The organism is Streptomyces sp. NPDC004667, assembly GCF_040609475.1.
GTDB lineage: Bacteria > Actinomycetota > Actinomycetes > Streptomycetales > Streptomycetaceae > Streptomyces.
Genome location: NZ_JBEXKC010000014.1, coordinates 64,253 through 83,966 on the forward strand (window position 1 = coordinate 64,253; position 19,714 = coordinate 83,966).

The 19,714-nt window shown below is 74.6% G+C and carries 20 protein-coding genes and 1 riboswitch; of the genes, 10 read left to right on the top strand and 10 right to left on the bottom strand.

Translation table 11 applies throughout. From position 1 onward, the window contains the following. Window positions 1–10: 10 nt before the first annotated feature. The 7 genes from ABZW32_RS10830 to ABZW32_RS10860 form a co-directional block, all read right to left on the bottom strand. Window positions 11–1,486: a cobyrinate a,c-diamide synthase gene (locus ABZW32_RS10830; RefSeq protein WP_356214041.1), complete on the bottom strand. Its 1,476-nt coding sequence runs from the start codon at window positions 1,484–1,486 to the stop codon at window positions 11–13. Beyond that, on the bottom strand, window positions 1,480–2,079 hold the full coding sequence (gene cobO / locus ABZW32_RS10835) for a cob(I)yrinic acid a,c-diamide adenosyltransferase (RefSeq protein WP_030233409.1): 600 nt from the start codon (window positions 2,077–2,079) through the stop codon (window positions 1,480–1,482). The genes ABZW32_RS10830 and cobO overlap by 7 nt, the downstream gene beginning before the upstream one ends. Then, a complete protein-coding gene (locus ABZW32_RS10840) occupies window positions 2,079–4,208 on the bottom strand; it encodes a putative cobaltochelatase (RefSeq protein WP_356214043.1) in 2,130 nt (709 codons plus the stop codon). Before ABZW32_RS10840 ends, cobO begins: the two co-directional genes overlap by 1 nt. A gap of 169 nt (window positions 4,209–4,377) precedes the next feature. Beyond that, window positions 4,378–5,898, bottom strand: a complete 1,521-nt coding sequence (locus ABZW32_RS10845) for a cobyric acid synthase (RefSeq protein ID WP_356214045.1) — start codon at window positions 5,896–5,898, stop codon at window positions 4,378–4,380. Beyond that, window positions 5,895–6,878: a cobalamin biosynthesis protein gene (locus ABZW32_RS10850; protein ID WP_356214047.1), complete on the bottom strand. Its 984-nt coding sequence runs from the start codon at window positions 6,876–6,878 to the stop codon at window positions 5,895–5,897. The genes ABZW32_RS10845 and ABZW32_RS10850 overlap by 4 nt, the downstream gene beginning before the upstream one ends. 58 nt (window positions 6,879–6,936) lie before the next feature. Then, window positions 6,937–7,026: riboswitch (cobalamin riboswitch) on the bottom strand. A gap of 162 nt (window positions 7,027–7,188) precedes the next feature. Further along, window positions 7,189–7,410 carry a hypothetical protein gene (locus ABZW32_RS10855; RefSeq protein WP_356214049.1) on the bottom strand — a complete coding sequence of 74 codons (222 nt, stop codon included), beginning with the start codon at window positions 7,408–7,410 and terminating at the stop codon, window positions 7,189–7,191. A gap of 28 nt (window positions 7,411–7,438) precedes the next feature. After that, on the bottom strand, window positions 7,439–8,719 hold the full coding sequence (locus ABZW32_RS10860; protein WP_356214051.1) for an inorganic phosphate transporter: 1,281 nt from the start codon (window positions 8,717–8,719) through the stop codon (window positions 7,439–7,441). Between the two features lie 321 nt (window positions 8,720–9,040). Between ABZW32_RS10860 and ABZW32_RS10865 the strand changes: the two genes are divergently transcribed. Both ABZW32_RS10865 and ABZW32_RS10870 read left to right on the top strand, forming a co-directional pair. Then, a complete protein-coding gene (locus tag ABZW32_RS10865; protein WP_356214053.1) occupies window positions 9,041–10,171 on the top strand; it encodes a prolyl oligopeptidase family serine peptidase in 1,131 nt (376 codons plus the stop codon). 220 nt (window positions 10,172–10,391) lie between these two features. Continuing rightward, window positions 10,392–11,717 (top strand): hypothetical protein, encoded by a 1,326-nt coding sequence (locus ABZW32_RS10870; RefSeq protein WP_356214160.1) that lies wholly within the window; start codon window positions 10,392–10,394, stop codon window positions 11,715–11,717. A gap of 24 nt (window positions 11,718–11,741) precedes the next feature. Here ABZW32_RS10870 and ABZW32_RS10875 read toward each other — a convergent pair whose 3' ends face one another. Then, a complete protein-coding gene (locus tag ABZW32_RS10875) occupies window positions 11,742–12,137 on the bottom strand; it encodes a VOC family protein (protein ID WP_356214055.1) in 396 nt (131 codons plus the stop codon). A 68-nt stretch (window positions 12,138–12,205) separates the two neighbouring features. Then, window positions 12,206–13,096, bottom strand: a complete 891-nt coding sequence (locus tag ABZW32_RS10880) for a neutral zinc metallopeptidase (protein ID WP_356214057.1) — start codon at window positions 13,094–13,096, stop codon at window positions 12,206–12,208. Window positions 13,097–13,335: 239 nt separating this feature from the next. Here ABZW32_RS10880 and ABZW32_RS10885 point away from each other — a divergent pair, with 239 nt between their 5' ends. The 8 genes from ABZW32_RS10885 (at window position 13,336) to amaP (ending at window position 18,926) form a co-directional block, all read left to right on the top strand. Beyond that, a complete protein-coding gene (locus ABZW32_RS10885; protein ID WP_356214059.1) occupies window positions 13,336–14,934 on the top strand; it encodes an ABC-F family ATP-binding cassette domain-containing protein in 1,599 nt (532 codons plus the stop codon). A 354-nt stretch (window positions 14,935–15,288) separates the two neighbouring features. Next, entirely contained in the window at window positions 15,289–15,510 is a 222-nt protein-coding gene (locus ABZW32_RS10890; protein ID WP_007263382.1) for a helix-turn-helix domain-containing protein, read from the top strand. Window positions 15,511–15,675: 165 nt separating this feature from the next. After that, the gene (locus ABZW32_RS10895; protein ID WP_356214061.1) at window positions 15,676–16,455 is read left to right on the top strand and encodes an enoyl-CoA hydratase/isomerase family protein; all 780 of its coding nucleotides are present in this window, start codon (window positions 15,676–15,678) and stop codon (window positions 16,453–16,455) included. Window positions 16,456–16,653: 198 nt separating this feature from the next. Then, complete coding sequence (locus ABZW32_RS10900; RefSeq protein ID WP_356214062.1) at window positions 16,654–17,085, top strand: Asp23/Gls24 family envelope stress response protein; 432 nt, start codon at window positions 16,654–16,656, stop codon at window positions 17,083–17,085. Window positions 17,086–17,103: 18 nt separating this feature from the next. Then, a complete protein-coding gene (locus ABZW32_RS10905; RefSeq protein ID WP_356214064.1) occupies window positions 17,104–17,301 on the top strand; it encodes a hypothetical protein in 198 nt (65 codons plus the stop codon). Between the two features lie 188 nt (window positions 17,302–17,489). Then, window positions 17,490–17,837 carry a hypothetical protein gene (locus ABZW32_RS10910; protein ID WP_356214162.1) on the top strand — a complete coding sequence of 116 codons (348 nt, stop codon included), beginning with the start codon at window positions 17,490–17,492 and terminating at the stop codon, window positions 17,835–17,837. After that, on the top strand, window positions 17,834–18,364 hold the full coding sequence (locus tag ABZW32_RS10915; RefSeq protein WP_356214066.1) for a DUF6286 domain-containing protein: 531 nt from the start codon (window positions 17,834–17,836) through the stop codon (window positions 18,362–18,364). The genes ABZW32_RS10910 and ABZW32_RS10915 overlap by 4 nt, the downstream gene beginning before the upstream one ends. 4 nt (window positions 18,365–18,368) lie before the next feature. Beyond that, on the top strand, window positions 18,369–18,926 hold the full coding sequence (amaP, locus tag ABZW32_RS10920; protein ID WP_356214068.1) for an alkaline shock response membrane anchor protein AmaP: 558 nt from the start codon (window positions 18,369–18,371) through the stop codon (window positions 18,924–18,926). A gap of 23 nt (window positions 18,927–18,949) precedes the next feature. Here amaP and ABZW32_RS10925 read toward each other — a convergent pair whose 3' ends face one another. After that, the gene (locus ABZW32_RS10925) at window positions 18,950–19,705 is read right to left on the bottom strand and encodes an SDR family oxidoreductase (RefSeq protein ID WP_356214070.1); all 756 of its coding nucleotides are present in this window, start codon (window positions 19,703–19,705) and stop codon (window positions 18,950–18,952) included. Window positions 19,706–19,714 lie beyond the last annotated feature (9 nt).

The following is a 19,714-nucleotide window of genomic DNA, read 5'->3' on the forward strand; positions in this document are numbered from 1 at the left end:
CACCCGGGGATCACCCGCCGTCCCGGGCGCCCCCGACGGCCCCGGATTCCGCGGCGGCCCGCGCCGCCGCCGTGAAGCGGGCGGCCACGGAGGGCCGCGCCGCCCAGTGGGTGTGCAGGTAGCTGGCGTGCACCCCGCCCTTCACGAAGCCCTCGACCCGCCGCTCCGGATGGGTGAACCCCCAGGCCGGCGTGGTGCCGGCGCCCGGCTCGATCACCGTCCGGTGGAACTCGTGGCCGCGCAGCCGGGTCCCGTTGGCGGCGAGCGAGCTGTCCGCCACCGCCACCGCCTCCCGGTACCCGAGCGTGAGCCGCTCCGACATCCGCGCGTCGGCGTCGAGCACCCCGCACATCGGCTTCCCGTCCAGCGAACCGGCCAGGTAGAGCAGCCCGGCGCACTCCGCCGCCACCGGCCCGCCGGCCTCCGCGAAGGCGGCCACGGCCGCCCGCAGCGGCTCGTTCGCGGACAGCTCGGGCGCGTACACCTCGGGGAACCCGCCCCCGATCACCAGGCCCGACGTCCCGTCCGGCAGCGCCTCGTCCCGCAGCGGGTCGAAGGCGACCACCTGCGCCCCAGCGGCCGTGAGCAGCTCCGCGTGCTCGGCGTAGGAGAAGGTGAAGGCGGGCCCGCCGGCGACGGCCACCACCGGCCGCGGCCCGGCAGGCACGGAGGACACGGGGGAAGCGGAGGACACAGGGGACGTGGCGGACGTTCCGTCCGGGGACCCCTCCGCCGCCCCGGCCAGCGCCTCCCGGGGCGACCACACCGCGCAGTCCAGCGGGGGCGCCGTACGGGCCAGCGCCAGCAGGGCCTCCAGATCGCAGCCCGCCCGCACCTGCTCGGCGAGCGCCGCCACGGAGGCCAGCGCGTCGGCCCGCCGCTCCGCCACCGGGACCAGCCCCAGGTGCCGCGACGGGGTCGCCACCTGCGGAGCCCGCCGCAGCACGCCGAGGACCGGCATCCCGGCCTCCTCCAGCGCCTCGCGCAGCATGACCTCGTGCCGGTCGGAGCCCACCTTGTTGAGGATGACCCCGCCCAGGCGCACCTGCGGGTCGAAGGAGGCGAAGCCGTGCACCAGCGCCGCCACCGACCGCGACTGCGAGGAGGCGTCCACCACGAGCACCACCGGCGCCCGCAGCAGCTTCGCGACCTGCGCCGTCGACGCCAGCTCGCCCCGCCCCGCGGCCCCGTCGTAGAGCCCCATCACGCCCTCGACCACGGCGAGGTCGCAGCCGGCGGAGCCGTGCGCGAACAGCGGCGCCACCAGCTCCGGCCCGCACATGAAGGCGTCCAGGTTGCGCCCCGGCCGGCCCGTGGCGAGCGCGTGGTAGCCGGGGTCTATGTAGTCGGGCCCGGCCTTGTGCGGGGACACGGCGAGGCCGCGCTCCGCGAAGGCCGCCATCAGGCCCGTCGCCACGGTGGTCTTGCCGCTGCCGGAGGACGGCGCGGCGATCACCAGCCGGGGCACGTTCACGGACGTCACCACTCGATGCCCTTCTGGCCCTTCTGGCCCGCGTCCATCGGGTGCTTGACCTTGGTCATCTCCGTGACCAGGTCCGCGAACTCCAGCAGCTCCTGCGGCGCGTTGCGGCCCGTGATGACCACGTGCTGGGTGCCGGGACGGTCCCGCAGCACCTCGATGACCTCGTTCACGTCGATCCAGCCCCAGTGCATCGGGTACGCGAACTCGTCGAGCACGTAGAGGCGGTGCGTCTCGGCGGCCAGGTCGCGCTTGACCTGCTCCCAGCCCTCCTTCGCCGCCTGCTCGTTGTCGAGCTGCGCGTCGCGCTGGACCCAGGACCAGCCCTCGCCCATCTTGTGCCACACGACCGGGCCGCCCTCGCCGGAAGCGCCCAGCACCTTCAGCGCGTTCTCCTCGCCGACCTTCCACTTCGCCGACTTGACGAACTGGAACACCCCGATCGACCAGCCCTGGTTCCAGGCGCGCAGCGCCAGCCCGAAGGCGGCCGTCGACTTGCCCTTGCCCGGGCCGGTGTGGACGAAGACGAGCGGACGGTTGCGGCGCTGACGCGTCGTGAGTCCGTCGTCGGGAACGACGGACGGCTGTCCCTGCGGCATTACGCGGCCCTCCTGGAGACGCTGTTGGGTGACGCGGTGTGGGTCACCGCGGTACGTACGTTCTTCACGAGCCCGGCCAGCGAGTCGGCCCGCAGCCCGTCGAGGGTCACGGCCGGCGCCCCCAGATCGGCGGCGAGCACCCCGGCCAGCCCCAGCCGGACCGGCCCGGACTCGCAGTCCACGACCACCGAGGCGATCCCCTCGGCGGCCAGCAGCCGGGCGCTGCGGCCCGACAGCTCACGCGGCGTGTCGCCCGTCCGGCCGCCCGGGACACCGGCCGAGGTGGCCCGCCCGTCGGTCACGACCACGAGCAGCGGGCGCCTCGAAGGGTCCCGCAGCCGTTCGACGCGCAGCACCTCGTGGGCCTTGAGCAGCCCGGCGGCGAGCGGGGTGCGCCCACCGGTCGGCAGCCGTTCCAGACGGACGGCCGCGGCGTCCACCGAGGAGGTGGGCGGCAGCGCCAGCTCGGCCCCGGACCCGCGGAAGGTGATCAGGCCGACCTTGTCGCGGCGCTGGTAGGCGTCGAGGAGCAGCGACATGACGGCGCCCTTGACGGCGCTCATCCGCTGCCGGGCGGCCATCGACCCGGAGGCGTCGACCACGAACAGCACGAGGTTGCCCTCGCGGCCCTCGCGGGTGGCCTGGCGCAGGTCGTCCTTGCGGATGACCAGCCCGCGCCCGTCGCGCCCGCGTGCCTTCTGGTGCGGGGCGGCGGCGTGGACGGTGGCCGCCAGGTGCAGCTTCGTCAGGTGGCCGCGGGGGCGCTGGGAACCGGTGGTGCGGCCGTGGGAGGTACGGGCGCGGGAACGCCGCCCCGCCGCGCCCTCGCCGAGGCCGGGCACGCTGAGCACCTTGGTGCGGAACGGCTCGGTGGCCGCCACGGGGGCCTGCTCGGCGGCGCCGGAGCCCTGCGGGGAGGGCTGCGGGGCGTCCTCGCGGCCGGTGTCCGGGGCGTCCGGAGCGGCCTCGGGGGAGTCCGCTTCCCGGGCGGGGGGCCCGTCGTGCTGCGGGGGGACCCCGCCGCCGTCCCCGTCCGGGCCGCCGCCGTCCCCGTCGCCGCCGTCGTCCGGGCCCTGGGGCTCCGGGTCGGGCTCCGGCTCCGGCTCCTCGTCCGGGAACCCGTCGAGGATCCGGTCCAGCATCTCCTCGTCCAGCCCGGGGGCGTCGAACGGGTTGCGGCGGCGCCGGTGGGGGAGCGCCAGCAGGGCCGCCTGCCGCACGTCCTCCTTGCGCACCGCGGTCCGCCCCGCCCAGGCCGCCAGGGCCGTCGCCGTCCGGGCCATCACGATGTCGGCGCGCATCCCGTCGACCTCGAAGCCGGCGCAGGCGGCCGCGATCTGCAGCAGCGCGGTGTCCCCGAGCGACACCTGCGGCAGCAGCGCGCGGGCGGCCACGACCCGGGCGCGCACCCCGTGCTCCTCGTCGGCCCAGCGGACCGCGAAGGCCGCGGGGTCGTCCTCGTAGGCCAGCCGGCGGCGGACCACCTCGACGCGCTGGGCGGGCTCGCGGGAGGCCGCCACCTCGACGGTCAGCCCGAACCGGTCCAGGAGCTGCGGGCGCAGCTCGCCCTCCTCGGGGTTCATGGTGCCGACGAGCAGGAAGCGGGCGGCGTGGCGTACGGAGACGCCCTCGCGCTCCACGTAGGAGGCCCCCATCGCGGCGGCGTCGAGGAGGACGTCCACCAGGTGGTCGTGGAGGAGGTTCACCTCGTCGACGTAGAGGATCCCGCGGTGCGCGTCGGCGAGGAGCCCCGGCTCGAAGGCCTTCACGCCCTCGGCCAGTGCCCGCTCGATGTCGAGGGCACCGACGAGGCGGTCCTCGGAGGCGCCGACGGGCAGCTCCACCATGCGGGCGGGACGGGCCGTGCCCGCGCCCGCCTCGTGCGGCCCGTCCGGACAGCCCGGGTCCGGAGCGGCGGGGGCGCACGAGAAGCGGCAGCCGGGAACGACGTCCACCTGCGGCAGCAGCGCGGACAGCGCGCGGACGGCGGTGGACTTGGCGGTTCCCTTCTCACCGCGCACGAGCACGCCGCCGACCGCCGGGCTCACGGCGTTGAGGAGCAGCGCCAGCCGCAGGTCGTCCTGCCCGACCACCGCGGTGAACGGGAAGTGAGTGGTGCTCGTGCTCATCGGTTGATCACTCCTTCGAGTGGGCCGCGTCCGCTCCGCGTCGAGCGGGTGCGGCCCCCGGCCGTGCTGGTCATCTGCTCCCCGTGGTGACGGGGACGGCCCGCTCCCCCACGAGCACGTGATCGAACTGCTGCTCTGCTCCCCGCTGTCACGGGGATGCCCCGGCCCCTCACGGGGCGCCCGGGGGGAGGAACGGGAGGCCCGCGGGGGCGCCCCCCTCGATCAGCCGCAGCAGCGCACCGGTGTCGGCGTGCTCGGCGATCAGGTCGCCCAGCAGGTCGAGCTGCTCCTCGCGCAGCGCGCCGAAGGAGGTGTCCGGGGCCGGGACGAACCGGCGCCCCGCCGCCGAGGCGACCTCCCGCAGGAACGCCCGGCGGAATCCGTCGGACTCCAGCGAGCCGTGCCAGTGGGTGCCCCACACGGCGCCGACCCGGCAGCCGTCGAGGAAGGGGGTGCCGCCGAGGACCTCGGCCACGCCGTGGTGGATCTCGTACCCCTCCACCGGCTCGCCGAGCGCCGTGCCCACCGGCCGGGCCAGGGTCTTCTCCCGTTCGAAGCGGACGCGGACCGGCAGCAGCCCGAGGCCCGCGACCGCGCCGGCCTTCGACTCGACCTCGTCCTCGATGTGCTCGCCGAGCAGCTGGAAGCCGCCGCAGATGCCCAGCACCGGGCGGCCCTCGGCGGCCCGCCGGGCCAGGGCGTCCGCGAGCCCGCGCTCGCGCAGCCACTCCAGTGCCTTCACGGTGCCGCGCGTGCCCGGTACGACGACCAGGTCCGCGTCGGCCAGTTCCTCGGCCCGGTCCACGAACCGCACCACCACGCCCGGCTCGGCCGCGAGCGCGTCGACGTCGGTGAAGTTCGACATCAGCGGCACCGCGCACACCGCGACCCGCAGCACGTCCTCGCCGACCGGCGGGGCCACGACCGATTCGCGCACGGCGCCCCGCAGGGAGACCCGCAGGCCGTCCTCCTCGTCGATGCCCAGACCGTGCCGGAACGGCAGCACCCCGTACGTGGCCCGTCCCGTCAGTCCGCGCAGCATCTCCATGCCGGGCTCCAGGAGGGTGACGTCGCCCCGGAACTTGTTGACCATGTAGCCCGCGATCAGCGACTGGTCCTCGGGGGAGAGCAGCGCCGTCGTCCCGAAGAAGGAGGCGAAGACCCCGCCCCGGTCGATGTCGCCGACCACGACCACCGGGAAGCGCGCGGCCCGCGCGATGCCCATGTTCACGATGTCGGTCCGGCGCAGGTTGATCTCGGCCGGACTGCCCGCCCCCTCGCAGATCACGGCGTCATACGTGCCCCGCAGCTGCTCCAGGCAGTCCGTGACGATGCCGAGCAGCTGTTCCTGCCGTCCTCCGTGGTAGCCGCGCGCGCTCATCTCGCCCACCGGCTTGCCCAGCAGCACCACCTGGCTGCTGCGGTCGCTGCCGGGCTTGAGCAGGACGGGGTTCATCAGGGCCGTCGGCTCCACCCGCGCGGCCTGCGCCTGCATGGCCTGGGCGCGGCCGATCTCGGCGCCCTCCCGGGTCACGAAGGAGTTGAGGGACATGTTCTGGGCCTTGAACGGGGCCACCTTCACGCCCTGCCGGGCGAGCCAGCGGCAGATGCCCGCCGTGACCACGCTCTTGCCCGCGTCCGAGGTCGTACCGGCGACCAGCAGTCCGCCGCCGCGCCGCGCGCCGCTCATGCGCGTCCCTTCCTTGTCGAGGTGGTGCGGGCGCTCCGCAGTGCGCGGGAGGCCAGGGTCCGGCCCGCCACGCAGGCCCCCAGCGCCAGCCAGGTGACCCGCCGCGACAGCCGTACCGCGCGGTCGATGTCGGCGACCTCCACCGGCCGCCCGGCCGCTCCGTTGAGCACCGCCCGGTGTTCGACCCGGCCACCGTAGGACAGGGTCCCGCCGAGGCGGACGCCGAGGGCGCCGGCGAAGGAGGCTTCCACCGGGCCGGCGTTGGGACTCGGATGGGCGGCGGCGTCGGCGCGCCAGGCCCGTACGGCTCCGCGCCGGTCCGGTCCGGCCGCCACGGCGGCGAGGGCGGTCAGCCGGGCCCCGGGCCAGCCGGCCAGGTCGTCGAGCCGGGCGGAGGCCCAGCCGTAGCGCAGGTAGCGGGGCGACCTGTGGCCCACCATCGCGTCGAGGGTGTTGACGGCGCGGAAGGCCAGCAGCCCGGGGATCCCGGCGACGGCGCCCCACACCAGGGCCCCGACGACCGCGTCGGAGGTGTTCTCGGCGACGGACTCCACGACGGCGCGGGCCATCTGCTGCTCGTCCAGCGCGTGCGGGTCCCGACCGCACAGGTGGGGGAGCCGTTCCCGGGCGACCTCCGCGTCCCCGACGGCGAGCGCCCCGCCGATGGCGCGGGCCTCGCGGCCGAGGGAGGTGCCGCCGACCACGGCCCAGGTGGCCGCGGCGGTCAGGGCGATACGGGCGGCCGCGGGCCGGGAGCGCACGGCGCGGGCGCCGAGCGCGCCGACGGCGGCCGCGCCCCCGGCGCAGAGGAGGGTGTGCAGGGCGCCCCGGGCGCGGTCGTCGCGCCACAGGGCGCCCTCGACGGCGGCGGCGGTTCGTCCGAAGGCGGCCACGGGGTGCCCACGGCGCGGATCCCCGAGGATCCGGTCGCCGATCAGGCCCGCCGTGGCGCCGTACGCGAAGACGCGGTCGGCACGCATGGTGGCAGGTATGTCCTCACTCAGGGTCCGCGCCCTGGTTCGACGTGTCCGGCGGCGAGAGTTCCTGGCTCCCGGGGTCCCGCACGCGCCGCGTGGGGCCCCCGGTGACAGTGGCGGGACCGCGCCGGATTCGCACCGGACTTCCTCTCCATGCCGCCGTGATGGCTCGGGCAGTCCACCACGCCCCGCGAACGCCCGTCAACTCGCTGTTGACCTGCGGTGGGACGGAGGGCGAAGGGGAGGCGGGGACATGCGAAAGCTCCCCCCGGGAGAAGTCCGGGGGGAGCCTTCGAGGAGCTTCGGGGGACCCTCAGCTGACGATCAGGTAGATCGCGTAGGTGACGGCCGCCGCGCAGAGCGCGAAGCAGGCGTAGGCGCCGCTACGGGCCAGGGTGGCGGTCCCGCCCTGCTCGGTGGCGGCCTCGTGCCTGGAGAGGCCCATCAGGCCCAGGGTGAACAGGGCCACGAGGGCGACGGTGGCGGAGAGACTGACCCCGAAGACGGAGCCGAGTGCTGCCCAGTCGATCTTCATACTGCCGTTTCCTCTGTCGTTCTCGGGGTCAGACCGCGGCGGCCGGAGCCGCGGGGGTCGCCGGGTTCGCCGTCGCGGCCGGGATGGTGGCCTTGAGGTCCTCGTCGGTCACGGCGGCCGTCGTACCCGCGGTCGGCGGGACGGCGACGGCCGCGATGGCGGTGGTGACGACGCCGGGCTGCTCGGCGCCGGCCCCGGTGGAGGCGGCGTCGACCTCGTTGACGTTGGTGTGGTCGACGACCTGGCGGCGGGAGATGACCCAGATGGCGACGCAGGAGGCGACCAGGAAGACCGCGACGGCGGCCACGCCGACGTCACCGGTCCGCATGACCAGCTCGGCGCCGGAGGCCACCAGGGCGGCGGCCGGCAGGGTCAGGCCCCACGCGACGAACATGCGGGTGGCGGTGGACCAGCGGACCACGCCGCCCTTGCGGCCCAGGCCCGCACCCATGACCGCGCCGGAGCAGGCGTGGGTGGTGGAGAGGGAGAAGCCGAGGCTGGAGGAGGCCAGGATGACGCTGGCGGCCGAGGTCTGGGCGGCGAAGCCCTGCTGCGGCTGCAGGTCGGTCAGGCCGCTGCCCATGGTCCGGATGATGCGCCAGCCACCGATGGAGGTGCCCAGGGCGATGGCCAGACCGGCGGAGACGATGACCCAGACCGGCGGGTTCGAGCCGGGCGCGAGCGCACCGCCTGCGACGAGGGCGAGGGTGATGATGCCCATGGTCTTCTGCGCGTCGTTGGTGCCGTGCGCGAGGGAGACCAGGCCGGCCGAGGCGATCTGACCGGCGCGGTAGCCCTTGGTGGCGGTCTTCTCGCCGACCTTGCCACCGAGCCTGTACGTGAGTCTGGCGGCCAGCATCGAGGCCACACCGGCCACGATCGGCGCGGCGACCGCGGGGATCAGCACCTTGGTGACGACGACGTCGCCGTTGACCGCACCCAGTCCGGCGGAGGCGACCGCGGCACCGATCAGGCCGCCCATCAGGGCGTGCGAGGAGCTGGACGGCAGGCCGACCAGCCAGGTGACGAGGTTCCAGAGGATCGCGCCGACCAGGGCGGCGAAGATCACTTCCGGCTGGATGCCCTCTTCGTTGACCAGGCCCTTGGAGATCGTCTTGGCGACCTCCACGGACATGAACGCGCCGACGAGGTTGAGCACGGCGGACATGGCCACCGCCGTCTTGGGCTTGAGGGCGCCGGTCGAGATGGTGGTGGCCATCGCGTTGGCCGTGTCGTGGAAACCGTTCGTGAAGTCGAACACGAGAGCGGTGATGATCACGATCCCGAGGAGAAGCGTTATGTGCTCCATTTACCCAGGCTTCTGTTTGACGTCAGTGGCTCGGCGACCGTAGGCAACCTGGGTGAACGGAAGATGAACTGACTCGGGACGGATGGTGTCCCGCCCCGACCCGCGATCGGGCCCTTGGTCCCGATTCTGTCGTAGATATATCGATTGATGCATGTCAGAGCCGGGTGAACGGACTCCTCCGGACGGGCCTTCCGGCCTGTACGGCCCCCCTGGTGGCGCCGGGAAAGAGAGGTAGATCACTCCGGTTCCATCGCGGCACCGTCCGCGCGGCCGGGACCCCCTCCGGTGGCCCGTCCGCCCCCGCGCGCCGACACTGGAGCCGTGCGTACCGCCACAGCGACGGCAGCGGCCGTCACCACCACCCTGATCGGTGCCGGAGCGGCCGCCGTCGCGGCCGGCCGGTACGCCGCCGACGCCGCCCTGCGCAACGAGCCCGGCCGCCCCCTGCCCGGCAGCCCCCGGCTCAGCGTCCACTCCGTCGCCGACGGCCGCGTGGTGCTCACCCGCTCCCTGGCCTCCCTGCGCCCGGGGGCCTACGGACTGACCGCGCCCGGGGTGCACGCCGTGGTCGGCCCCGTCCTCGACGAGGATCCGGCCGCCCCGGACACCGTCGTGCGCCGCCTGACCGCCGTCACCCACGGCAGCCTCGACCCCGGCACCCGCGTCACCCTCACCCCCCAGGTCCACCTGGGCAACCCGCGCACCGCCCTCGGGCTCGACCACGCCGACGTGGACGTCCCCGGGGAGCTGGGGCCCCTCCCCGCCTGGTTCGTGCCCGGGGCCCGCGACACCTGGGTGATCACCGTGCACGGGCTGGGGGCCGGGCGGGAGCACCCGATGGTGGTCATGCCCTTCCTGTGGCGCCAGCGCCTCCCGGTGCTCGACCTCGCCTACCGCGGCGACCTCGGCGCCCCCGCCTCCCCGGACGGCATCGGCCACCTCGGGGAGTCGGAGTGGCGGGACCTGGACGCCGCCATCCGCTACGCCGTGCGCTACGGAGCCCGGCGCGTGGTCCTGCACGGCTGGTCCACCGGGGGCGCCATGGCCCTGCACGCCGTCGAGCGCTCCGCCCTGGCCGGCCGGATCTCCGGAGTCGTGCTCGACTCGCCCGTCCTGGACTGGCACACCACCCTGCGCGCGCTCGCCGCCGCCCGCCGCACCCCGGCCCCGCTGATCCCGCTCGCGGTCCGGGCCGCCGAGGGCCGCGCGGGACTGCGCGCCGACCGGCGGCCCCCGGGCTCCGACCCCGGCGCCCTGCGCGTCCCCGTCCTGATCTTCCACGGGCCCGACGACACCCTCGCCCCCTGGGAACCCTCCCGCCGGCTCGCCGCCGCCCGGCCCGACCTCGTCACCCTGCACACCGTCAGGAACGCGGCGCACGGGGCGATGTGGAACGCCGATCCGGCCCGCTACGAGGAGGCACTGCGCCGCTTCCTCGTCCCCCTGATGTGACCCCTATATGTGAAGGGGCTGTGGCGGAGGGGGCAGGGAGGGGGGATTGCCCCGGTTCGTCCACTCGCTGACCTGTGGAAACGACCGGTTCCGTTTGGGCTTTCGGCCGGTGACGGGCGAGACTGCTTCCGTGACGTCCCGAAAGCCTGATGAGCAGTTGGCTCGCGACTCCAGACTCCGACTCGTCTCCCCGCGCTCCGTCGCCACGGCGCGCAAGGCGGTGACCGACCGGCGAACCCGGACGGCCCCCCGCCCGCCCGCGGGCACCCCCGCAACGGCGGACCTGGCGAACCGGGCCCGCGCCTCCCTCGCCGACGCGGTACGGCTGGCCCGCTGGGCCGAGCTGAACCTCGGAGCGGGCGACGGCGGCCGGCCCGCCCCGACGGGCGCACTGCCCGCCGCCGACGTCGAACGGGCCGCCGCGGAGCTGCGCCTGACGCACGGCCAGATCCGGGTCGGCTGGGACCGCGCCCGCCTCTCGGGCCTCGTCGAGGTGCACGGGGACCACGCCCGGCCCGGCTGGCGACTGCGCGCCTGGGACCGCGACGACAGCGCGGTGCTGCGCGGCTGGGTCGCCCTCTTCGACGCCTGGTCGCTCGTCCACCCGGCCCCCGCCGACATCGCCGCCTCGGCCGTCGCCGAGGTGGTCGAGGCGATGCCCCAGCTCCTGTCGCTGCTCCAGCTCTCGGCCGGCCCCGTGACCGTCCCGGACCTGCTGGACCTCCTCGGGCAGCGGGTCACCGAACTGCGCGACGAGCGCTGCGAGGTCCCCTGCGGACCGGGGCCCGCCCCCGACTCCGGCGCCGCCCCGCAGACCCGGCCGCTCCCGCTCGCCCGGCTGCTGCGCTGGGCGCTCGGCGGCCTCGCCGCCGTGGACGCCGTCACCCTCGGACCCGCCCGCGCCACCCTCACCCCGCTGGGGAGCTGGGCCGTCTGGGTCAAGCTGGAGCAGATCTGCGTCGCCGCGCAGAGCCCGGCCGGGAACATCGAGCAGTCCGCCGCCGCCATGCTGCACGGCTGCGCCCGGCTCACCCCCGGACCGGCTCGCGCCGAGTACCAGGCCTGGCTCGCCGCCCGGCCCGTGGGCCACGCCGTCAGCGAGCTGCTGCACGCCGCCCGCGGCGAGGACGCCCTGCTGCGCGGCCTGGCCTTCGAGGCCCTGCGCGTGGTCGGCGCCCCCGCCGAGCCCGAGGTTCGCGCGGCCGTACGGGAACCGGCGCTGCGCCCCTACGCCCTGCTCTGGCTCGCCGAGCACGACGGGGTCGACCCCGACGAGGCCCAGGACGTCCTGACCCCCGAGGAGTCGACCTGGCTCTGGGTGGACACGGCCGCGGCCATCGCCGACCACGGCGAGGCCGACCTGCTCGCCCGCCACCTCGACTCGGCCGTGCGCACCACCGTGCCCCGGCTCCTGGACGAGGTCCGCGCGGTCGGCCACCCCCGCACCGTGCAGGTGCTGGTCGCCCTCGCGGCCGCCCACCCCGACCCCGCCCTGGCCAAGGCCGTCCGCCGGGCCGCCTTCCAGGTCCACACCGGCGGCGCGTAGCGGCGTGCGTACGCGCCGCGGGCTTCAGACCTGCGGCGCGTACGTCCCGAAGCTCCAGACGTTGCCCTCGGCGTCCCGCGCCATGTAGTCCCGCGAGCCGTAGTCCTGGTCGGTGGGCTCCATCAGGATCTCCACCCCGTGCTCCACGGCCCGGCGGTGATGGGCGTCCACGTCGTCGACCACCAGGTAGACCCCCGACGGACCGGCGCCCTCCATGGCCTTGTCGAACGCGCCGCCGCGCCCCTTGCTGCCGAGCATCACCGCGCCGTTCCCGTACGCCAGCTCCGCGTGCATCACGGCGCCGTCGTCGCCCTCGTACACCGCCACCCGGGTGAATCCGAACGCTTCGGTCAGCTGCCGGATCGCCGCCCCGGCGTCGCGGTAGAGCAGGGTCGGAAAGACGGTCGGAACGCCTGCCATGACGATCACTCCCTCTCAGGAACGTGCGCGTGTGACTCGCACCACAGCATGGCAGGCGCCACCGACAGTCAGCGGAAGGTGTTGCACTGCGCCATGTCGCCCGTGCGGTAGCCCTGGTAGAACCACTGCTGGCGCTGCTCGGCCGAGCCGTGCGTCCAGGACTCCGGGGTGACGCGGCCCTGGAACTTCTCCTGGATCCGGTCGTCGCCCACCGCGGCCGCCGCGTCCAGGCCGTCCCTGATGTCCTGGTCGGTGAGGCTGGTGATCAGCGGCCGCCCCGTCGACTTGTCCGGGGTCCTCGTCGCGTTGCGCGCCCACACCCCGGCGTAGCAGTCGGCCTGGAGCTCGACCTTGACCGCGTTGCTGTTCGCCCCCTGCCGCCCGTCCTGGGCCCGCTGGAGCGTTCCGGTCAGGTTCTGGATGTGGTGGCCGTACTCGTGGGCGACGACGTACGCCTGGGCGAAGGGGCCGCCGCTCGCGCCGAACTTCGTCCGCAGCTCGTCGAAGAAGCCCAGGTCCAGATAGACCTGCCGGTCGGCGGGGCAGTAGAAGGGGCCGACCGCCGAGGTGGCCGCGCCGCACGCGGTGTTCACCCGGCCGGTGAAGAAGACCGTGGACGCCGGGCTGTACTGCCCGCCGCGCCGGGTGAACTCCTGCTTCCAGAAGTCCTGGGTGCTGTTCACCACCGCGACCAGCCGGCAGTCCTCCCGGGTGTTCGCGTCGTGCCCGGTCCGGCACGCCTGCTGCACCTGGGCAGCCGAGGACGAGGTCGCCACCGGCTGCGGGCTGCCGTCCGACAGCCCCAGCTGGTCCGGACCCACCCCGAAGAGCAGCCCCAGCACCAGGGCGATCAACCCGACGATCCCGCCGCCGACCGTGGCCTTCCCGCCCGGGATGCGGCCCCCGCGCACGTCCTTGACCTCGGAAGTGTCCAGATTGGCGTCGTCGTCGAACTGCATACCGCACCGCCCTCGCGTCCCGTGGCCGCCCCTGCGGCGAGAATCAACCCCTTCATCCTGATACGCGCCCGGGCGCCCCGGTGGCGTCCCGGGGCCGAACGGGCGACGGGAGGCCCCGAAAAGTGGTTGCGCACCCCCGGTAGAATGAACCCATGGCAAATCTCCTCGCGGATTAGCGGCGTCGAAGCAACGCGCGTCCTGCCCCCCTTCCGCCGTCCCCACCGCCCTGGAGTATTTCCGTGATCACCGCCACCGGCATCGAGCTGCGCGCCGGCGCCCGCATCCTCATCGAGTCCGCCTCCTTCCGCGTCGCCAAGGGCGACCGCATCGGTCTGGTCGGCCGCAACGGAGCGGGCAAGACCACGCTCACCAAGTGCCTCGCCGGCGAGGGCCAGCCCGCGGCGGGCGCCATCGCCCGCTCAGGTGAGGTCGGCTACCTGCCGCAGGACCCGCGCACCGGCGACCTCGACGTGCTCGCCCGCGACCGGATCCTCTCCGCCCGCGGCCTCGACGTGCTGATCAAGAAGATGCGCGCGAACGAGGAGCGCATCGCCACCGGCACCGGCGGCACCCGCGACAAGGCGATGAAGCAGTACGAGCGCCAGGAGACGGAGTTCCTGACCAAGGGCGGGTATGCCGCAGAGGCGGAGGCCGCCACCATCTCGGCCGCCCTCGGTCTGCCCGACCGCGTCCTGGGCCAGCCCCTGCACACCCTCTCCGGCGGTCAGCGCCGCCGCGTCGAGCTCGCCCGGATCCTCTTCTCGGACGCCGACACCCTGCTCCTCGACGAGCCGACGAACCACCTGGACGCCGACTCGATCGTCTGGCTGCGCGACTACCTCAAGAACTACCGCGGCGGCTTCATCGTGATCTCCCACGACGTCGACCTCGTGGAGACCGTGGTCAACAAGGTGTTCTACCTGGACGCCAACCGCGCCCAGATCGACGTCTACAACATGGGCTGGAAGCTCTACCAGCAGCAGCGCGAGGCCGACGAGAAGCGCCGCAAGCGCGAGCGCCAGAACGCCGAGAAGAAGGCCGCGGCCCTGAACTCGCAGGCCGACAAGATGCGCGCCAAGGCCACCAAGACGGTCGCCGCGCAGAACATGGCCAAGCGAGCCGAGCGGCTGCTCTCCGGCCTGGAGGCCGTCCGCGTCTCCGACAAGGTCGCCAAGCTCCGCTTCCCGGACCCGGCGCCCTGCGGCAAGACCCCGCTGACCGCCGAGGGCCTGTCGAAGTCGTACGGCTCCCTGGAGATCTTCACCGACGTCGACCTGGCCATCGACAAGGGCTCCCGCGTGGTCATCCTCGGCCTCAACGGCGCCGGCAAGACCACGCTGCTGCGCCTGCTCTCGGGCACCGAGAAGCCGGACACCGGCACGGTCGTCCCCGGCCACGGCCTCAAGCTCGGCTACTACGCCCAGGAGCACGAGACCCTGGACCCGGAGCGCACCGTCCTGGAGAACATGCGCTCCTCGGCGCCCGACCTGGACCTGGTCGACGTCCGCAAGACCCTCGGTTCCTTCCTGTTCTCCGGCGACGACGTGGACAAGCCCGCGGGCGTGCTCTCCGGTGGCGAGAAGACCCGGCTGGCCCTGGCCACGCTGGTCGTCTCCTCGGCCAACGTGCTGCTGCTCGACGAGCCCACCAACAACCTCGACCCGGCCAGCCGCGAGGAGATCCTCGGGGCGCTGCGCACGTACAAGGGCGCGGTCATCCTGGTCACGCACGACGAGGGCGCGGTCGAGGCCCTGGAGCCGGAGCGGATCATCCTGCTGCCGGACGGGGTCGAGGACCTGTGGGGCCCGGACTACCGGGACCTGGTCGCCCTCGCCTGACGGGTCCCCGGCCCGCTGATCCAGTTCCTTATGGATCATTCGGCTCAGGCGTGATCCATCATCTGAGTGAGACGGTCTCGTACCGTCGCGCCCCGTTCGACGGCCCCTGCCGCAGCCTCCCCGAGGCGCGGCCGGGGCCGCTCCTTTTCCCGCGCCCTGCCCCTGACCTGGTGATTCCCCTCGGCGGCGGAGGAATGTGACGGAGGTCATGCAGCGGAAGAGAAGATTCCGTTCTGCTCGGGCGTCCACCCGTCGGGAAATGCCGTCGTACCGACCTTGCTGAATGGGTGGCCAGGAAGCCGGGGAGGGGTGATCATGAGAAGTCCAGAGCGCACTTCCCACGAGGAGGCACGGGTGGCCGAGACTCTGAAGAAGGGCAGCCGGGTAACCGGCGCCGCGCGCGACAAGCTCGCGGCAGACCTGAAGAAGAAGTACGACTCCGGTGCGAGTATCCGGGCGCTGGCCGAAGAGACCGGCCGGTCCTACGGATTCGTCCACCGGATGCTCAGTGAGTCCGGAGTCACGCTGCGTGGTCGCGGTGGCGCGACGCGCGGCAAGAAGGCGGCTGCGGCCTGACCCTGGCCGTCAGGCCGAGGCCGGCGCCGGAGGCGCGCGACAGCTTCGTACGGCTCCACGAACGGTTCTTCGGTGACCCCCGGTCGGCCCCGTGGCCGACTGGGTGGTTACTGTGCAGTCACTTAGGCCGAGTACGCGGCCACGACTGCACACCGGAGGCACCAGATGGCTCTGCTCGACAAGGACGGCGTACGGCTCACCATCGACGACACGCTCGCCACGGTGACCCTGACCAATCCGGCCAAGCGAAACGCCCAGTCCCCCGCGCTCTGGCGGGCGTTGGCGGAGGCCGGACGGTCGTTGCCGGGCACCGTCCGGGTCGTCGTGCTGCGCGGCGAGGGCAAGTCCTTCTCCGCAGGGCTCGACCGGCAGGCGTTCACCCCCGAAGGCTTCGAGGGCGAGCCGTCCTTCCTCGATCTGGCACGTGGTTCCGACGAGACCCTCGACTCCACGATCGCCGAGTACCAGGAGGCTTTCACCTGGTGGCGGCGCAATGACATCGTCTCCATCGCCGCCGTGCAGGGGCACGCGATCGGCGCCGGCTTCCAGCTCGCGCTCGCGTGCGACCTGCGCGTGGTCGCGGACGACGTGCAGTTCGCCATGCGCGAGACCAGCCTGGGCCTGGTCCCCGACCTCGCGGGCACCCAGCCGCTGACCGCACTGGTCGGCTACGCCCGCGCGCTCGAAATCTGCGCGACCGGCCGCTTCGTGCACGCGGAGGAGGCCGAGCGGGTCGGCCTCGCCAACCTGGTGGTACCGGCCGACGAGCTCGACGCCGCCGTCCGGGACCTCGGCGCCGCGCTGCTCGCACCGCCGCGCGACGCGGTGATCGAGACCAAGGCCCTGCTCCGCGCGGCCACCTCCCGCCCCTACGACGACCAGCGCACCGCCGAGCGGGCCGCGCAGGCGCGCCGGCTGCGCGACCTGGCGGGCCTCTCCGACTGACCCTCGCGAACCCCGTACCGGCCGGGCGGCCCTCCCGCCGCTCCGCCCCACCGCACGTCACCGCGCGCCGGGACCACCCGGTCGGCGGGAACCGCACACGCGGTTCCCGCCGACCGGCGTAGTCCCCGGCGCGTTCGCGCGCACGGGCGCTTACGGTGGACTGGAGTCCGCAGTCCGTACGGCGCGAAAGGACCAGCGATGACCGAATCCGCATCAGGGGGTTCCGGCAGGGCCCCCGCCGACCGGGGCCGCACCACCATCGCCGACGGAGTGGTCGAGAAGATCGCCGGGCTCGCCGCCCGCGAGGTGCTCGGCGTCCACGCCCTCGGCAGCGGCAGCGGCCTCTCCCGTACGTTCGGGGCGGTCCGCGACCGGGTGCCCGGCGGGGCCAAGTCCGCCGTCAGCCGCGGGGTGAAGGCCGAGGTCGGCGAGGTCCAGACGGCCCTCGACCTGGAGATCGTCGTCGACTACGGCGTGTCGATCCGTGACGTCGCCCGGGCGGTCCGTGAGAACGTCATCTCGGCGGTCGAGCGGATGACCGGCCTGGAGGTCGTCGAGGTCAACATCGCGGTCGGCGACGTCAAACTGCCCGACGAGGAAGACGAGGAACCGGAGTCCCGGATCCACTAGACGGGAGGGGCGACGCAGATGAGCATGGCGGTCGCCGGCCTGCTGGCCGGCATGGCACTCGGCTTCGCCGGCTACTTCGGTGGCTTCGGGGCCTTCCTGCTGGTGGCGGCGCTCGGCGCCGTCGGCTTCGTCGTCGGCCGGTTCCTCGACGGGGACCTGGACGCGGGCGACCTGTTCCGCCCGCGCGGCCGCGACGACCGGCGCGGACCCCGATGAGCGACGATCCGGGCACCGGGCCCGGCAGCGATCCGGGCACCGGGCCCGGCAGCGATTCCGGCACCGTGCCCGGCAGCGATCCCGGCAGCGATTCCGGCGCGATGGAGCGCACCGATCCGGGCACCCCGCCGGGCACCCCGCCGGGCATCCCGCCGGGTAACCGGCCCGGCACCCCCGCGCCCCGGGCCGTGCCGCCGCGGGTGCCGCCCGCCGAGCGGGGGGCCACCCGCATCGCCGACCGGGTCGTCGCCAAGATCGCCGCCCAGGCCGCCCGGGAAGCCCTCGACGTCCTGCCCGGACAGGTCCCGCACGCGGCCGTCACCGTCCACCACGACATCGCCCGGGTACGGGTCAGCCTGGAGCTGGCCTACCCCTCCGACCTCGCCACCCAGTGCGCGGACGTCCGCCGCCGGGTCGCCCTCCGGGTCGAGGAGTGCGCCGGCATGACCGTCCCCGAGGTCGACATCGACATCGAGCACCTGCACCCCGCGCAGCTCGGGCCGGCCTCCGCCGGACGGGACCGGCGGCTGAGGTGACGACCCCGCGCCGCTTCCGATCCGCCCGGCGGATCCCCGCCGGGCTCACCGCGCTGGTGGTGCTCGTGGCCGCCGGGCTGTTCCTCTACGACCTGGCCGCCGTACGGTCCGGGCGGCCCGCGATGCGCTGGCGCCGCGAACTCGCCGGACAGCTGGAACGGCACACCCCGGCCGACACCGGGGTCCTGGTGGCCGGCGCGCTCCTCGCGCTGGCCGGGGCCGTCCTCCTGGTGCTGGCCCTCGCCCCCGGAGTGCGCGGGCTGCTGCCGATGCGGGCCGAGCCGGGCGTGCGGGCGGGGATCCGGCGCAAGGCCGCCGCCCTGGTGCTGCGGGACCGGGCCATGGAGGTGTCCGGGGTGCGGTCGGTCCGGGTGCGGATGGGCCGCGGCCGCGTCGGGATCAAGGCCACCTCGCACTTCCGCGAACTGGACGACGTACGCGCCGACCTCGACGCGGTGCTCGCCACCGGCATCGAGGAGCTGGGCCTCGCGCACCCGCCGAGGCCCCGGGTCAGGGTCAGGAGGTGAGCGGATGCTCGGAGCGGTGAACCGGATCCTGCTGGGACTGGCCGGGCTGGTCCTGCTGGCGGCCGGGGTCTGCCTGCTGACCGGCTCCCGGCCGCTCGGCGGCCGGCACGCCCCCCTGCTCACGGCCGAGGCCCGCCGCCGGTACGGGCATCCGGAGGGCTGGTGGTGGTGGGCGCTCCTCGCCGCCCTGGCGGTGTGCGTCCTGCTGGCGCTGTGGTGGCTGCTGGCGCAGCTGCGGCGCTCCCGCCTCCCGGCGCTGTCCCTGGACACCGGCGACGGGGCGTACGCCCAGCTGCGGGGCCGCACCCTGGAAGCGGCGGTGGCCGCCGAGGCGGGAGCGCTCGACGGGGTCGCCGGGTGCAAGGTCGCCCTCCGGGGCCGACGGGGCTCCCCGGCCCTGCGCATCGCCCTGCAGCTGGAGCCCCACGCCGTGCCCGCCGACGCCCTCGCCGGGCTCGCGGGCCCCGTCCTCACGCACGCCCGGACCTCGGCGGGCCTCGCGGAACTGCCCGCCGAGGCCCGCCTGGAGGTCTCCTCCCACCACGCGCGGCGCGTGACCTGAGGGGGTGCCCGCCGGAGCGTGCCTCAGAAGCCGTGGCGCGAGCCGCCGTCCACCGGGAGCATCACCCCGGTGAGGTAGGACGCCGCCGGGGACAGCAGGAAGGCCGCCGTACGCCCGAACTCCTCCGGCGTCCCGTACCGCCGCAGCGGGATCCGGGACTCGTTCCCCGCGCGGGCGGCGTCCACGTCCCCGGACAGCGCGTCCAGCTCACGGACCCGGTCGGTGTCGATCCGGGCCGGCAGCAGCCCGACCACGCGGATCCCGCGCGGGCCCAGTTCCACCGACAGGGACTTCGCGAAGCCCGCGAGCCCGGGGCGCAGGCCGTTCGAGATGGTCAGGCCGGGGATCGGCTCGTGGACGGAACCCGACAGCACGAAACCGACGACCCCGCCCTCGCCCAGGGCGTCCGCCGCCGCGCGGGCGAGGCGGACCGCGCCCAGGAACACCGACTCGAAGGCCGCCGTCCACTGCTCGTCGGTGTTGTCCGCCGCACTGCCGGCCGGCGGTCCGCCGACGCTGATGAGGATGCCGTCGAAGCGGCCGAAACGTTCCCTGGCGGTGGCCACCAGCCGGGCCGCCGCCCGCGGGTCGGAGTTGTCCGCCGCCAGGCCCAGCGCGTTCGGGCCGAGTTCGGCGGCGGCGTCCGCCGCCCGCTTCTCGTCCCGGCCGGTCAGTACGACCTTCGCCCCGTCGGCGGTCAGTTCCCGCGCGGAGGCGAAGCCGAGCCCGCGGGTGGCTCCGGTGACGACATAGACACGGTCCTTCAGTCCAAGATCCATGCGGGCCAC